At 38.6% G+C, this 17,122-nt stretch carries 10 protein-coding genes; 8 read left to right on the forward strand and 2 right to left on the reverse strand.

The window, feature by feature from the left end; all coding sequences use genetic code 11:
- The first annotated feature begins 97 nt into the window (after positions 1-97).
- From REI64_RS12430 to REI64_RS12450, 5 genes are all read left to right on the forward strand, one after another.
- The gene (locus REI64_RS12430) at positions 98-733 is read left to right on the forward strand and encodes a TetR/AcrR family transcriptional regulator (protein WP_308850452.1); all 636 of its coding nucleotides are present in this window, start codon (positions 98-100) and stop codon (positions 731-733) included.
- Position 734: 1 nt separating this feature from the next.
- Positions 735-2,108, forward strand: coding sequence for a TolC family protein (locus tag REI64_RS12435; RefSeq protein ID WP_308850453.1), 1,374 nt, complete (start codon positions 735-737; stop codon positions 2,106-2,108).
- A gap of 94 nt (positions 2,109-2,202) precedes the next feature.
- Positions 2,203-3,255: an efflux RND transporter periplasmic adaptor subunit gene (locus REI64_RS12440; protein ID WP_308850454.1), complete on the forward strand. Its 1,053-nt coding sequence runs from the start codon at positions 2,203-2,205 to the stop codon at positions 3,253-3,255.
- 492 nt (positions 3,256-3,747) lie between these two features.
- The gene (locus REI64_RS12445; protein ID WP_308850455.1) at positions 3,748-6,816 is read left to right on the forward strand and encodes an efflux RND transporter permease subunit; all 3,069 of its coding nucleotides are present in this window, start codon (positions 3,748-3,750) and stop codon (positions 6,814-6,816) included.
- Positions 6,817-7,103: 287 nt separating this feature from the next.
- On the forward strand, positions 7,104-10,463 hold the full coding sequence (locus REI64_RS12450) for a M60 family metallopeptidase (protein WP_308850456.1): 3,360 nt from the start codon (positions 7,104-7,106) through the stop codon (positions 10,461-10,463).
- 505 nt (positions 10,464-10,968) lie between these two features.
- Here the strand turns inward: REI64_RS12450 and REI64_RS12455 are convergent.
- Both REI64_RS12455 and REI64_RS12460 read right to left on the reverse strand, forming a co-directional pair.
- The gene (locus REI64_RS12455; protein WP_308850457.1) at positions 10,969-11,457 is read right to left on the reverse strand and encodes an OmpA family protein; all 489 of its coding nucleotides are present in this window, start codon (positions 11,455-11,457) and stop codon (positions 10,969-10,971) included.
- Between the two features lie 12 nt (positions 11,458-11,469).
- The gene (locus tag REI64_RS12460) at positions 11,470-12,609 is read right to left on the reverse strand and encodes a sterol desaturase family protein (protein ID WP_308850458.1); all 1,140 of its coding nucleotides are present in this window, start codon (positions 12,607-12,609) and stop codon (positions 11,470-11,472) included.
- Between the two features lie 527 nt (positions 12,610-13,136).
- Between REI64_RS12460 and lpxK the strand changes: the two genes are divergently transcribed.
- Genes lpxK through REI64_RS12475 form a run of 3 tightly spaced genes read left to right on the forward strand, consistent with a single transcriptional unit; the run spans position 13,137 to position 16,994 of the window.
- Entirely contained in the window at positions 13,137-14,198 is a 1,062-nt protein-coding gene (lpxK, locus tag REI64_RS12465; RefSeq protein WP_308850459.1) for a tetraacyldisaccharide 4'-kinase, read from the forward strand.
- On the forward strand, positions 14,161-14,976 hold the full coding sequence (locus REI64_RS12470; RefSeq protein WP_308850460.1) for a purine-nucleoside phosphorylase: 816 nt from the start codon (positions 14,161-14,163) through the stop codon (positions 14,974-14,976). Before lpxK ends, REI64_RS12470 begins: the two co-directional genes overlap by 38 nt.
- The gene (locus tag REI64_RS12475) at positions 14,976-16,994 is read left to right on the forward strand and encodes a putative porin (protein WP_308850461.1); all 2,019 of its coding nucleotides are present in this window, start codon (positions 14,976-14,978) and stop codon (positions 16,992-16,994) included. The genes REI64_RS12470 and REI64_RS12475 overlap by 1 nt, the downstream gene beginning before the upstream one ends.
- The last annotated feature ends 128 nt before the right edge of the window (positions 16,995-17,122 follow it).

The following is a 17,122-nucleotide window of genomic DNA, read 5'->3' on the forward strand; positions in this document are numbered from 1 at the left end:
ATGAAAGGGAGCTCAGTTTTGAGCTCCCTTTTTTTATTATTTGAAAAAATATTTTTTAAATTAACGGTGTTAATTATATTTGTCTTGTTAAAATGATATGGGAAGAAAAGAAAAAGATAAACAAGAGATAGAAGATGTGAGGTTGAAAATTTTGGAAGCAGCTAAAAATCTCTTCTTAAAGGAGGGCTATGAAGCTACGTCTATTAGGAAAATTGCTGCCGAAATAAAGCTTAGTCCAACCACTATTTATCTTTATTATAAGGATAAGAATGATATTGCCTACACTTTGCACAAGGAAGGTTTCAAAATCTTAGGTCAGCAATTTGCGGTATTGCAACATGTAGAAAGTGGGTTCGAGCGGTTAAAAGCAATGGGTAAAATTTATATCAGCTTCGCTATTCAAAATACTGATTTCTATCAGCTTATGTTTATTATGAAAGAGCCGATGGAATTTATAGCTGATAAAGATTTCTGTGAATGGGAAGAGGGCGAGTTTGCTTTTGGGGCATTGCAAAAAACTGTGTCAGACTGCAAAGCGGAAGGTTATTTTAAAGGCATGAATGATAATAACGTAGCATTAAATGTTTGGGCTTTGGTTCACGGCTTGTGCAGTTTAAAACTGCAAGGGCATTTAGACCACGTGGCAAGTGCGCATCTTCACGTTCCAGAAGATAGAAATATTTTAGACGAAGCTTTTGAAACACTAGTGCTGATGCTAGAAAAAATGAAATGATATGTTAACACCGTTAATTAATAAGAGGTTTCTGTCTGTTTTGGTTGTGCTTGTATTGCTAGGCTCATCTGTAAGCGCACAGCAGGTTTTGCAATCTTATATCGATACCGCATTTAAGAACAACATCGTTTTACAGCAAAAAAATGTGTCCTTAGAAAAGGCGCAATATGCGTTAAAAACTGCAAAAGGTTTGTTTTTGCCTACAGTTGCTTTACAGGCGGCCTATCAAACCGCAGATGGTGGTCGTAATATTCCTTTGCCATTGGGCGATTTAATGAACCCCGTTTACAACACGCTTAACCAAATCACGGGCACTAACAACTTCCCGATGTTGGAGAACCAAACCATCAATTTCTTGCCGAAGAATTTTCATGATGCTAAAGTGCGCACAACGGTGCCAATCATCAATACTGATATTATTTACAACAAACGCATTGTGACGCAGCAATTGGTTTTGAAAGAGTTTGAAGTGCAGATTTACAAACGTGATTTAGTAAAGGATATCAAGACGGCTTACTATAATTATTTGAGTGCACTGGCTGCGGTTGATGTTTACCAGTCTGGGCTGGCTTTGGCAAAAGAAGGACTTCGAGTTAACGAAAAATTACTGGAGAACGGTAAAGGTTTGCCTGCCTATGTTTTGCGCTCACAAAGTGAAGTTGAAAGTGTGAAAGCAACTTTAATAGATGCCGAGCAAAAAGTTAACAATGCTCGTCTGTATTTCAATTTTCTGCTGAACAGAGATGCAAACGCAGCAATTGTGGTAGAAGCAAATGATAAAACTGATTTGGCAAAAGTGGAAGGCTTGCTTGCGGGTTTAAATATTGCTAACGAAAGGGAAGAACTGAAAGCCTTGAATGAAGTAGAAGGTATTAATAAAACCGTACAAAAAATGAATAGTCAGTTTGCGGTACCCAAATTAGGGGCGTTTTTAGATGTGGGTACACAATCTGAAGGTTTTCATTTTAACTCGAACACAAGATATTACATGTTGGGCTTGCAGCTAGAAGTTCCTATTTTTTCGGGAAATAGAAATAGCAATAAACAAAAAGAAAGCGGTTTGGAGTTGAAAAATGCACAGTTCAATTCAAATTTAGTGGCGCAGCAATTAACACTATCGGCTAAGGTTTCTCAAAATAATTTACGTTCGGCATTTCAAACTTACCAGTCTTCGCAAAAGAGTTTCGAGGCAGCATCTACTTATTTACGTTTGATTGAAAGAGGGTATTTGGCAGGTGCCAATTCTTTTGTAGAAACTATCGACGCTCGAAATCAATATACATCATCCAAAATTTTAGTGAATATCAACTTTTACAAGGTGTTAACGGCAATGGCCAATATGGAACGTGAAACGGCATCTTACAATATTAATTAAGTAGAGAGCGGAGAGCGAAGAGCGTTTGGCTTCGACAAGCTCAGCCTGACAAACAACAATTAACCAATTAACCGATTAAACAGTTAACCTAGAAATGAAAACGAAAATCTTACATATTGCATTTGGCTCGGTTTTATCTCTGTTTTTTGCCTGTAAAGGTGGGGATAAGAGGGAAAAAGCTATCATTCAACAAGATACTATTCCAGTAAGAGTGGTTTCACTTTTACAAGAAGATACCGATGCTGAGATTATCACTTCTGGATATTTTACCACTAATGATGAAACCTTGCTTTCTTTCAAAAACGGCGGAGTAATTAATCGGATTTATGTAAAAGAGGGTGATAAAATTACGAAAGGACAGTTGTTGGCATCGGTAAATCCAACTGAAATTGGTTCGCAGGTAGAACAAGTGCAGCTGTCTTTGCAGAAAGCGCAACGCGATTATGAACGTGCCAACAAGCTTTTTAAGGACAGCGTGGCTACTTTAGAGCAACTGCAAAATGCAAAAACAGCTTTAGATGTAGCTAAGCAACAATTACAATCCGCAAAATTTAACGAAGGCTATACGGCAATTAGAGCAACTAGAAATGGTTTTGTGCTTAAAAAACTAGCTAACGATGGACAAATTGTTGGTCCGGGGACACCTGTGTTGCAAATTAACGGTGCAAGCGAAGGCAACTGGATTGTAAAGGTAGGTTTGAGCGATAAGCAGTGGTCTTCTTTAAAAGTTGGGGATAGAGCGAGTATCACTTCGGAAGCATTACCTAACCAAGTTTTGGAAGCTAAAGTGAGCCGTAAAGCAGAAAGTGTAGACCCTCAAAGTGGAACTTTTGGCGTAGAGTTGGCACTTAGCAATCATAATGTGAAAGGTTTAGCTGCTGGTTTGTTTGGCAAGGCAAGCATTTTTCCTTCTAAAAAACAAAGTTCGTACAGCATTCCGTATGATGCTTTATTGGATGGTGGAGAAAATGAAGGTTACGTTTTTGTAACGAATGATAACCAAACAGCGAAGAAAGTTAAAGTGCAGTTAGGTTCGGTTCAGAAAGATAAGATTGCCGTTACTGGAGGATTGGAAAATGCTAGTTCGGTGATTGTTTCGGGCAGTGCGTATTTAACGGATGGTTCGAAGATTAGGGTGGTGAAATAGAAAGCGCAGCCCCTCTCTGCCTTCGGCATCTCTCCCCTAAAAGGGAAAGAAAAGTAGATGGGAATGGATGTGCTTTGGGACTACTTTAGATATGCGAAATGTTTAGGCACCATGTGTCCCCCTTTGGAGAGCCTGCTCCGATAATTCGGAGGGGTAGGATGGTTACTACTAAAGAATTAACACGTTGGCGGGGACGCCAACGTGAGCAGTGGGGTTACAGCACTAAACAAAATCTAGTGTTGGCGTCCCCGCCAACATTTAATAAAGAGATTGGATGTTTGAGCAGGAAACGAAGGGAGTACTTTAAACAGCATTTGGTTAATTAAACCTGATGGTAGCGGAAATATCCCGATTTTATCGGGAATGAAAGCGAACAGCAGGACTGAACAAACCGACGAAGAAATAAACCTGCTTTTCAAAAAAATATAAAATCAATTGAGATAAGCTAATCCAGACAGGAAGCTCATCAACCATTAAAAACGTAAACAATAGATGAAAATATCAGACTACGCAGTAAAAAATTATCAGTTTACCTTAATTATGGTGCTGATGGTGATGGCTTTGGGTATCACTACTGTTTTGAATATGCCGAGGGCAGAAGACCCCGAGATGAACCCGCCGAATTTCCCGGTGATTGTGGTTTATCCTGGTGCTAGTCCGAAGGATATGGAGGAGCTGGTGGTGAAGCCGTTGGAGAAGCGGATTTATGGTTTGGACAACATTAAAACCATTAAAACCAGCATTAGAGACGGTTTGATGGTTGCTGTGGTAGAATACAAATACGGCGTAAATGTTGATGATAAATACCAAGAATTGGTGCGGGAAATTAACAGCGAGCGACCAAATTTACCGCAAGAAATTTATGCCATGGAGGTGCAGAAAATATCACCTTCGGATGTGAATATTCTGCAAGTGGCGCTTGTTTCTGAAAATGCATCGAGAGATAAATTAAAAGCCGCTGCCGAAGAATTGCAAGACCAGTTGGAGAAAATTCCATCGTTAAAAAATGTAGAAATTATGGGTTTGCCCGACCAATTGGTAAAGGTAGACTTGGATTTGGAAAAGCTGGCGCAGTTGCGTATTCCAGTGACACAAGTTGCCAATGCGATACAGAGTGAAGTGGCCAATATTCCGGGCGGGAGCATTGATGCCGGTACGAAATCTTTCAATATTAAAACCAGTGGCAACTACCAAAGTTTAGACGAAATAAAACAGACCATTGTAGCCAGTGCTGCGGGTAAAAACACCACGCTTGCAGATGTAGCAAAAGTTTATTTCGATTATTCGCAGGATAAGCATATTACTAGATTGAATGGTTTTAGGGCGGTGTTTGTGGTGGCTGCGCAAAAATCTGGAGGTAATATTACCCAAACGCAAGAAGCTTACTTGCCAGTGTTGGATGGCTTCAAAAAGACCTTGCCAAGCAATATAGACCAGCAGGTGATGTTTGACCAAGCCGATAATGTGAACAGTCGTTTGGGTGGTTTGGGTATCGATTTTGGGATAGCAATTTGTTTGGTACTGATTACGCTGTTGCCGTTGGGAACTCGGGCTTCGTTGGTGGTAATGGTATCTATTCCGTTGTCGTTGGCTATTGGCATTATCCTCATTAATTTGTTGGGTTTTAGCTTGAACCAGCTAAGTATTGTTGGTTTGGTGGTATCCTTAGGTTTATTGGTTGATGACAGCATTGTAGTGGTAGAAAACATAGAGCGCTGGATGCGTGATGGCCACAACCGACTAACGGCAACCTTAATGGCTACCAAGCAGATTGGTTTGGCGGTAATGGGCTGTACTGCAACGCTGGTGATTGCTTTTATGCCGTTAATGTTTATGCCAGAGGCATCGGGAGAGTTTATTAGAAGTTTACCTGTGGCGGTAATTTGTTCGGTAATTGCATCTATGTTGGTGGCTTTAACGGTGGTGCCTTTCCTTTCTAGTAAGTTGTTAAAGCCGCATAGCGATGTAAATGGCAACTTTTTCTTGCGGACGTTGCAAAAAATCATCCACGGTTCTTACGCCAAATTATTAGATAAGGCTTTGCATAGACCATACCTCACTATACTGATTGGCGTGGCGGTTTTTGCTGGTTCGTTGGCGCTAATTCCGGTGATTGGTTTTAGTTTGTTCCCTTCTTCTGAGAAACCGCAGTTTATCATTACGGTGTCTACGCCATTGCAATCTAACCTAAAATATACCGATGCCATTACTAAGCAGATAGAGAAGGAAATTAAGGAAATTCCAGAAGTAAAATACTTTGCATCTAACGTAGGTAAGGGAAATCCGCGTATCTATTATAACTTATTGCAAACCAACGAACGCAGCGATTTTGCCGAAATCTTTGTGCTGCTGCATCCAGATGTAAGAGCCGATAAAAAGGTAGAACTGATAGAAAAATTGAGGACAAAGTGGTCGCCGTATTTAGGCGCAAAGGTTGAAGTTAAAGATTTTGAACAAGGACAACCAATTATCTCGCCAGTAGAAGTAAGGGTGTTTGGTGAGAATTTGGATACGCTGAAAGCGATAGCAGGTAAGGTAGAAAATCTGTTGCTAAAAACAGAAGGCACAATCTATACCAATAACCCTATAAAAAATCTAAAATCGGATGTAAGGGTAGTGATTAATAAAGAAAAAGCACTGGCTTTAGGTGTGCCGATGGTAAATATAGACCGTACGGTGAGGATGGCAGTTGCTGGTTTTGAAGTGGGTAAGTATCTCAACCCAAAATCTAGTGGCGACGATTATAGTATTTTGCTGACCACCAAACATTCATCGAACCCAGATTTAAGTGTTTTTGATAACCTGTACGTGAACAATGTGCAGGGAACAGCTATTCCTTTGGCGCAGGTGGCGAGTTTGAAGCTGGAAACATCGGCATTAAGCATCAACCATTTTAATAAAGTGCGTACCATTTCTGTCAATTCTTTTGTGCAAAAAGGCTATTTAAACGATAAGGTAATTAAGGATGTAGAAGCGCAAATGAAAAAGATGGAACTGCCAAACGGCTATCACTTTGAAATGGGTGGTGAGGTAGAAAGTAGAAACCAATCTTTTGGTGGTTTTGGTAGTATTATTTTGGTGACGGTTTTCATGTTTATTGCAGTGCTGGTGTTAGAGTTTAAAACTTTCAAAAGTACGCTGATTGTGCTTTCTGTAATTCCGTTGGGTATTGTGGGTGCGGTGCTTGCGCTATTAGTTACGGGCAATTCGCTTTCTTTTGTAGCTACCATTGGTATTGTGGCATTGGCAGGTATCGAGGTTAAAAATACCATCCTTTTAGTTGATTTTACCAACCAATTGCGAGCAGAAGGAAAGGAACTGAATGCTGCAATTGAAGAAGCTGGCGAAGTTCGTTTCTTACCAATTATCCTAACTACGTTAACAGCTATTGGTGGTTTGTTGCCCATTGCTTTGTCAAGCAATCCGCTGATATCACCTTTGGCAACGGTAATGATAGGTGGTTTAATCAGTTCTACGTTGTTGTCTAGAATTGTTACGCCGGTGGTTTACAAATTAATGCCGCCAAAGGTAGAAGTGGCAGGTAAAGCAGAGGCGTCGTAATTCATTTAGGTTTAAATATTTCAGAGGGATGAAATGGTGATAGTAAAAGCCAATTCATCCCTCTTTTTTTGGACACGATTAATAGGTTGATTTCTAGACTTTATATTAGAATTGAGGGGAATTTGCCCAAGCCGCATTGTATTAAATTGATGGATATTATTTAAATAGCCAATTAATAATAGGCTATTTGTTGGGTAGTTAAAACGTTTGCGCAGTGTTTGCGAGTTGTTTTTTCATCTGAGGTGTTATTTTTGGTATATACCTGATAACCAATTTACACTAACCTAATGAAAAAGCTAATCCTTATCTGTGCGCTAATATCTGTTATAATTGCCAGCTACGCTCAAAATCCAGTTACACCTTATAGTGCTGCGTCATCACGCCCATCTCAATCGGGAGAAGGAATTGATAAAGCTTTAGATGGAAATACAGCTACAATGTATCATTCGGCGTATGGCTTAAACGCAATTCCAGATACTGTTGATTTTTATTTTTACGGAGCTAAAAGCATTAACGAAATCCAATATACTCCCCGCACAGGTGGCGGTAATGGCGTATGGCTAAATGTAGAAATTTATCACGCTACAGTTGATAACCCAACCAATTTTATATTAGGACACACATTAAATTGGGCAAATAATGGTAATGTTAAAACAGTTACTTACGCTACTGCTATTCAAAAGCCAGCCGTAATTAGGTTTGTAGTTAAGAGTGCTGTTGGTAATTTCTCTAGCTGCGCAGAAATGAAGTTTTTCTCTTCAGAAACTGGTACATTAACTAATACCGAATGTACTTTATCTGGTAGCTCTTTGGCTGCGTATAAAGACGTGAAAATCACTCCAAATTCAGCTTCCGCAAATACCAGTGCATCAGGACAAAATATAAATAGAACTTACGACAACAATTACACTACTATATACCATAGTCAACATACTCCTCAATTCGTGGTATCAGCAACAAACCCGGCTGTATTAACCTATACTTTTAATACTGCAACCAACATGGATTATATGATGTATCATCCACGTAGGGATGGTGGTATTAATGGTAACTTTGGTGAAATAGAAGTACAATACCGAAAAACTGGAGATGCGGCAGGTGCGTTTACAACGGTGGTGGCAAGTTATAATGCCTGGTTCAGTTCATCAGCTTCAGTAATTAATTTTCCGTCATCGTTAACCAACGTAATTCAAATTCGAATTAACGTAAAAAGTGGAACAGGTAATTTTGCGAGCTGCTCAGAAATGGAGTTCTTTAGAAAAGGCAACAGTCTTGATAACTCGATAACGGGTGGTGTTTTTGCGGATAATTTATATAGTGGTTTAAACCCTGGAACAACACAGGCACAAATTAATGCCATAAGCTCCGATTTTTTTAAAGCAATGGCCAACTGTATGTTCAACAATACATACAATTATAAATTTAGGGTACAACAATATGAGCCCTATAAACCAGTGGGAAACTTAGCAGCAGTTTTAAAGACAAGTACTTATAATTCGTTTGAAAACCCAACTGGTATTTATTTTGAAGCAAATACAACAGCTGTAATTTTTGTAGGTACAGAGGCGGCAGGCAAGCCTATTGTACTTCAAGTATCAAATATGACGGTGCATAATAGCTATTCTAGGTCTTTTTATAATTTAAAACCGGGTATAAACGTTGTTACCATCACTAATGCGGGATTGGGTTATATTGATTACTATACCGATGATGCCTCGGCACAACCAGTAACTGTACATATTGCTTCGGGTAGTATTAATGGTTGTTTTGATAGTAGTAAACACAACAGTGCAGACTGGGTGGCAATGATTAATGAAGCTACCTATGCCCAAATTGACATCAAAGGTAAATACATAAATTTATTGTTAGATAGGAACTTGCTAAGAAAGTATAATCCTTTAGATGTTAAGCCTTTAATAAATGTGTACGATAGTATAGCCAAAATCCAGTTTAATATGATGGGCTATTCAAAACATAATATTTTACCTAAAAATAATTTGTTTGCTTATGGGCATAATACCGGTGGGCTATACGCTGCAGAATTGGGAATGCACTTTGATTATTCGTGGGGAGAGCCTAAGTATGTTTCTGTAAATGGTATTCTCACTGGCGATATGTGGGGTGTGGCTCACGAAATTGGGCACGTTAACCAGCTAAGGCCTAGTATGAGATGGGCGGGAATGACAGAGGTGAGTAACAATATATTTTCTACTTATACTGAATTTACCTTAGGGGTAACTAAAGGGGTTAATGGAAGATTAGAAATAGAAAATGCAAATCCGGCGGCTCCAGGTTCAAGCGAAGATGTTGGAGATGCGTCTACCAGGCTTGTAGGAGGTAGGTTTAAAGGCTTTTTAGATAGAACAATTGTTGGAGGAGCCAACCACATGAATAACAACTATTTTGGCAGGGCAGTTCCATTTTGGCAGCTACAGTTATATTATCAGTTTGCTGGAGCACTAAAAGGAGCACCCACTTTAGAGCAACGCATGTCGGGCGCAGCACCAGCGCCTGCTGCAGGAGTGGCAGATTATGCCTACTTCTTGGGCGATGTAATGCAGGCGCAGAGAAATAGGAATGATGCATCAGCTTCTCATGAAACACTGATGTTGAATTTCGTTAAAGATGTTTGTAATGCTACCAAAGAAGACCTAACTGATTATTTTATTAAAGTAGGGATGCTGAAAGCCATAGATACAACATTTGATGACTATGGTAGCAAAAATTACAGAATTACACAAGCCGCTATAGATGCAGCGGTGCTAAGCATTAAAGCAAATAACTACCCGGCACCTATAAGCCCAGTTTTACATTATTTAAGTGCAAATAGCTTAAATGCCTTTAAAAATCAATTAGTAGCTACAGGCACGTATAACGTAGGCACTTCGCTAAGCGGCACATTGCTTACCATTAACCATACACAATGGAAAAACGTAGTAGCATTTGAAACCTATACTACTGATAATAAACTTTTAGAAGCTAACATTGCAGGTGTGCGTAACGCTGCCAATACCAGTTCTATTATAAACTATCCGACAAATGCAGATTGGGTATGGGCAGTGTCTTTTGATGGAACTAAAAAATTGGTGTATTCTCGTTCTACTGTTTTGCCGGTTACTTTAACTTCTTTTGATGCCAAATTTGTGGCCAGCGGTGCCGAATTAAAATGGACTACTTCATCAGAAAAAGACAATAAGTTGTTCGAGATTTATCGTAGTACTGATGGCGTAACATTTACGAAAATAGCCCAGATACTGGGTAGCGGAACTAAAGAAACACCGAGTAACTACCGTTATTTAGATAGGGATTTCCAAAATAAAGCCTATTATAAGCTGGCACAGGTAGATTTTGATGGACAAAGCACTGTTTTTGATGAACAAGTGAAATATTTGAAAGGTTTAGATCAGCAGGTTGTTGTATATCCAAATCCGGTAACTGCTAAGCTGTATATTAATAATTTAGCTACGGTTGGTCAAAATGCTAGTACAGCAAAGCTGATAAATATAATAGGGAAAGAGGTAAGGAAAATAAACCTTGGTAGCGGCTCATCAAGTGAAATAGATATGTCCGATTTACCTAAAGGCATCTACACACTCCAACTTATTGGTCAGGGTAAAGTAGAAACAAGAAAAATAGTAAAACAATAACATATTTTGGTTTGAGTAAGGAGCGTTTGGTGGAAACATCAAGCGCTTTCTCTTTTACTGACCTCAGTGAGATTGTTAAAACAGAGCGTTAAAACTAGTCCCCGAATTAATTTCGGGAGAAGAGCCGCCAATATCTTGTCACCGTGACCATGCAATAGCTGCGAAGCAAATTTATCTTAGGGTCAGTTGACCGAAAAAAATGCTATAAGAAATAAATCAGTTAAATAATGTGAGTTTCATATATGGAAATTAAGTTCTTTGCTGGCGATAGCCCCTCAAATCTCCGTTTAGCTAATTTTCGGTCTCTTATTTTTCGGGTTGCAGCAATAAGCCAACCCACTTTCTTTGAAAGAAAAATAAGCAACCGAGAGTTTTTGTTACTTTTTGCGGTCAAAAAGTAAGAGCCCCGCGGCGGTGAGCTAAAAAAAGACGTTCTATTATCAATTGAATAAAGTTTAAGACAATGCTTATCCCGGGCTAACGTTAAATATAATCGAACTGAGATTTACTGACAGGTTTTCGAGGTAGCCACGCCACCACCATCAATAGGTAAACCTCCAATCACTATATTTTTTAAAGCCACATTAACGAAGGTAATTCTATCGTTTTTTAACTTACCTTCTGCCGTAGAATTATCTGCAATAGGTTTAGTGCCACCAAAAGCAACAGCTATTAATCGCTTACAATCTACACCCATAGCCACTAGTTTTTGGTAAACTGCTAAAGAACGGCTTTCTGTTAACTTTTGTGCACTGTTTGTAGTGTTGCTCAAATGCGCTTCTATTCTTAACAAAGTGATGTAAGGTTTTTCGTCTAAATACTGCTTCACAATTTGTAATGCTTCTTCGCTCTCCTTCGTTAGTTCTGCCGATGTTGCATTCTTAAAAGTGATGGATTTGCTAATCAGTAGCTCGCTGCCGTTAAGCTGATATGGCTTTTGTGCAAACGCTTGCGTTAAAAGTCCTAAAAGTAGTAGGGTGAGTAAATGTTTCATTATGTTAATGTTTTATCTGTCGCTTCGTTCTTCCATATTCAAATCCGTATCAAACGGACTTTTGGTAAATGGATAAATAGATTGTTTAATAAATCCCTTCGGATAAGAGGCTTCATGTACACCCGTACCAGCTGGCCATTTTTTGTCTGGCAGATAATAAGTGCCAAACATCATATCAATAAAAGGAAAGATAGAAGCGAAATTATGCCCGTAATACTTTGGGTCCTCACAATGATGCCAGTGATGATATTGTGGCGTGGTGAAAATGTATTTGATGAAACCAAAGTTGATACGGGTATTGGCATGAATTAGTACAGCGTGTATAGCAATAAAAATAATGTAAACGCTAAACACAGTTGATGAAAAACCTAGAATGTAAAGCGGAATAAAAGTCATTGCTCTAGTAAAGAAAATATCTATAAAGTGCGTTCTGCTTCCAGCAAGCCAATCCATGTTTTGTGTAGAGTGGTGTATAGAGTGGAAACGCCACAAATAAACCCTGCTATGAAAAGTGCGATGCGCCCAGTACTGGAACAAATCGGTAGTGAAAAAGGCCAAGAACAAAGCCACAACAAACGGTAAACCTTGCACCCAAGCATGTAAGTTTTCTAAGCCAATCCAACCAAAAAATAAAACGGCAGGCTTTTGTGTAACGATACCGAAAAACTGGATAAACAAATGGCTGATGACGAAATAAGTTAAATCGGTTCTCCACTCTTCGTGAAACTTGGTTTGCGATTTATTTCTAGGGAAAAACAACTCCAAAGGCACAAAAATAGCCACCATTAAAAGCAGGTCTAAAATCATCCAGTCTAAGCCAAAATGCCAATCAGTTTTAACAACATCACGTCCGTTTAAGGTTAGTGCGCCTAAAATAATGGCTAAACCAGTTATCGATGTGCCTATCAGCGCCAATTTTATTTTTTTGCTCAACAACAAGCTTACTGCGGCAAAAAAGAAAGAGGCAATTACCCCGAAAATCATTAAGGCTTCGGCAATACTTTTGGTATAAACTTCTCTAAACTCTGGTGTGGTCAATTGCTCAGGATATCTAAAACAGAAAACAGCTAGTAACACTAAAACTGCTAAGAAAATAGAAAGATAGCCGCTAATTTGTCCCTGCCCAACTTTAAGGCGTTTGTTTTTGTTCATGTGTTGATTTTTCGAATATCAATGATAAGGAAAAAGCTGTGGAAATTTCAAATTTCTCCTCTTATAGTTTACGCTTAAAAGAGCTAAGGAAAGATAAAAGTGGGATTTATTTCATTTTGTATGCTCAATCTAAAAGCATTAAGTGTTAAATCCGTAGGATTTTAATATTTATAGCAATGGCCCGATTTATGTGTACGACCCCATCGGGGTCGCATCTTGTAGCCGTTTTCTGTTATAAATATTTGACCTCTCTGAGGTCTAGCTGAACTGGGATTTGAATATGTACGGTTGAAGACTGATATCACCACTTCGTGGTTTAAATAACCTCAATCTAAATTTCTATAACAATCTCAGTCCTTCGGACTTTAAACTATAACCACGAAGTGGTATCATTTTTATAGAAATACAGGCTGATAATAGATAAACCCTGTAAGGGTGATATTTTTGGAACGGAACTTTCCCTAACCTACATAATAACAATGCAGTGCACCGCAATCGGCAAATATTCTTAATTTTGTGCTACTTGTATGCTAAAATACCTACGCCTTTTATTGTTGCCGTTTAATGCGATTTACGCTTTAGTAGTATTTGTGCGTAACAAATTTTATGACTGGGGTATTTTCAAATCTACCAGCTTCGACTTACCTATTATTTGCGTGGGTAATTTGGCCGTTGGCGGTTCTGGTAAAACGCCAACTGCCGAATATTTAGTAAGACTGCTTAGCGATTACAAAATAGCCATTTTAAGTAGGGGCTATGGCAGAAAAACTAAAGGTTTCATTTTAGCTAATGACACCGCAACAGCGGAAACCATTGGCGATGAACCTTTGCAATACTTCCACAAATTCAAAAACGTAACCGTTGCGGTTTGTGAAGATAGGGTAACGGGCATCAACCATTTACAAGGTAGCCACGACGTGATTTTGTTGGACGATGCCTACCAACACAGAAAAGTAAAAGCCGGATTTAATGTGCTACTTTTCGAGTTTGCGAAAATCAGTAAGTTTCAAATGCTAATGCCTGCCGGAAATTTAAGAGAACCATTTTTGGGTGTAAAAAGAGCGCAGGAAGTTTTAATTACAAAATCTCCACAAGAAATTTCTGCTAACGAAAGACAACAGATTTTGAACAAACTCAATTTAAACACTCAGCAAGGTTTGGCTTTTGCGCACATCAAATATCAGAAATTAAAGCACCTTTATACAGCTGAAGAAGTTGGTTTTAACACAAGTGAGGAAGTTTTTTTGTTAACGGGAATAGCTAATCCAACACCCTTAAAACAGTATTTGACGAGCAAACAGGCTAATATTCATTCTTTTGAATATCCAGACCATCATCGTTTTACGGAAAAAGAAATTGAGGCTTTAGTAAGTGCTTTTCAGGCAAATCCTGCCAAGGAAAAAATCATTGTAACAACAGAAAAAGACGGACAACGTTTATTAGATAATAATTTAAGAGATTTACTGTTAAATTTGCCTGTATATTACCTGCCAATTGCTAACGAAATTAACGTAGCCGATAAGAGCAGGTTTGACCAAAAAATATTAGACTATGTTGCACACACTCAACGAATCAATAAAATACATTAAAAATAAAATTGGTGATTTTTTGCCAGAAGTAGGCATTGTTTTAGGAACTGGCTTGGGCGGTTTGGTAAATGAAATTGAGGTAGAACACAGCATTATGTATTCGAGTATCCCAAATTTCCCTATTTCTACTTTAGAGTTTCACTCTGGTAAACTGATTTTTGGAACTTTGCAAGGAAAAAAAGTAGTGGCTATGCAAGGTCGCCTGCATTTTTACGAAGGCTACAGTATGCAGCAAATTACTTTCCCAATTAGGGCAATGAAATTGTTGGGTATTAAGTATCTGTTCGTATCTAATGCTGCAGGTTCTTTAAATCCTGAATTTAAAAAAGGCGATTTAATGATCATTAACGACCATATCAACCTACAGCCAGAAAGCCCATTGAGAGGTTTAAATAACGAAGATTTTGGACCGCGTTTTCCTGACATGAGCCAGCCTTATAACAGAGAACTCATTGAAAAAGGGCTAAAAATTGCACAAGACGAAAATATTACTTGCCATCAGGGCGTTTATGTATCGGTAACTGGACCAAACCTCGAAACCAAAGCCGAATACAAATATTTACGTATCATTGGCGGCGATGCGGTAGGTATGAGCACTGTGCCCGAAGTAATTGTAGCCAACCACATGAGTATTCCCGTTTTTGCAATTTCTGTTTTAACAGACGAAGGTTTTCCGGAAGAATTGCAGCCAGTAAGTTTAGAAGAAATCATAGAAACTGCGTCGAAAGCAGAACCAAAAATGACTAAAATTTTAAGTCAGCTTATCTCGTCTTTGTAATGCAGAAAATATTTGTAGCTGTTCTTTTCTTTCTGTTTTTGGGCCTTGCCAATGCTTTTAAGGTACATGCGCAAGATTTAAAAACAACTATAGCAGGTAATAAAGAACTCGATTCGTTGCGTAAAAAAGAAGAGCAATCTCGCGACTCGGTGGTTTTTACGGCTAAATATATCCGTTACACCACACGTAAACTAACTAAAGACAGCATACAAACACTACCAATTGATACTACACTAACTGGCATCCATAATTTTAGCCCAATAGCACAGCCACGCAGACCAACAGTTGGAACTGGATTGGTGGGTTTGGCAGCAGAATCAATGCTTTTTGAACCGATAAAAACCATTGGTTTCGAAACAGGTTTCCGCTCGTTAGATATGTACAAATTTACTCACGACGATATCAAGTTCTATAGAGCACGTTCACCTTTTACAAGCCTATCGTACATTAGTGCAGGCGATAATGTACAGTTGCTAAAAATCATCCACTCGCAAAATATCAAACCTAATTGGAATTTTGGAGCGAATTTTAATCGTATTGGTGCCAATGGTTTTTATCAAAGGCAGCGAGGCGACGTATTAAATGGCACACTTTTCACTTGGTATCAAACAAAAAACAAGCGTTACAACGTTTGGGTAGATGCCGTTTTTAATACCATGAAAGCGCAAGAAAATGGTTCCATCTTAAAAGACACCATTATTTTTAACCCAGTAGGCAATAACCTGGTAACCAAAAAGGCAGAGCCAACACGTTTAAAAAGTGCTCGCCAGCTTTACAGGGATAACTCTATTATGATTAGGCAGAGTTATTTTGTAGGTAGAATAGATAGTACGGCAAATAGCACCACACAAAATATACTGCCAACAAATAAAATTACCCACACTTTCGTTTATACCAACAGCTCGTTTAGCTTTAAAAAAAACGAAGCAGATACGTATGACGTTTTGCCAAGCGTAGCCGTTTCAGATTTGGTTTTTACCAACGACACTACCAACGTAAAACACCTACAAAATGAATTTATTTATAGTTTTTTCTTGCGTGCAAAAGGCAGTTCTTTCATTAAAAACGAGCTAAAAATAGATGCCGGAATTAGAAACGATATTTATAATTTTAAGCAGCAGGTTTTACAAGCAGATAACAGCATTTTTTTCAATAGAAATTTTAGTGCGCAAAACACCACCTTATTGGGCGCTCTAGGCTATCGTTTTAGCAACAAAGTAGATGTTAATTTAAATGTTCAACAAATTTTTCAAGGCTTAAACGCCGGCGATTACCTATACGAAGCCAGCAGTAATTTTGCCCTTACCGAAAAAACTGGCAAAATTGTAATGAGTGCTTACACACAAAATAAATCGCCAGAAGAAATTTTTAACAGATATTTTGGTAATCATTACCAGTGGGATAGAAGACGTGATTTTTCTAGAACAAAAACTACCAATTTTACCTTTGCTTATCTCAATAACTTCTTAAAGCTAGATGCCAGTGCATCTTACTATCTAATTAGCAACTATCTTTATTTCGGCGCTTCGCCTACAATAGATAGGGCAATTTTGCCACAACAGCATAACGGAGAAATTAGTTTGTTGCAGTTAAAAGTTGGTAAACAGTTAGATGCTGGAAGTTTCCACGCAACGCTTTTTGGTGTTTATCAAAAAACTGATGAGCAAGATTTGTTACGTACGCCAGAGGTTTATCTGTTTGCCAGTTTGTATAAAGATCAAACGTTTTTTAAGTTCCTAAAAACACAGTTGGGCTTCGATATTTTTTACAACGATACTTACTTGGCTAAGTCATATTCGCCTGCGGCAAGTCAGTTTTTCAATGGCGATCCAATCAAGTTCAGTTCAAAGCCAATTGTAGACGCTTGGATTAAGGTAGGTTTGCGAAGAGCAAATTTGTTTGCTAAATACCAATATGTAAATCAGGGCTTGTTTAGTGGCGGTTATTATACGGTTAACCGTTACCCAATGCCAGATCGTTTGTTAACACTTGGTTTAACCTGGAATTTCTACGATTAATTTTTTTTGAAAAGCATCTGTTGTGCGGCTTAGGTAAATTCAGTCGGGCTTTCCGTTTCAATCTTTTTGTGAACATATTGCCGTCATTTCGAACGCATGTGAGAACTGAAAGAAAGCGAAGCTAAATC

The organism is Pedobacter sp., from assembly GCF_031119335.1.
Taxonomy (GTDB): Bacteria; Bacteroidota; Bacteroidia; order Sphingobacteriales; family Sphingobacteriaceae; genus Pedobacter.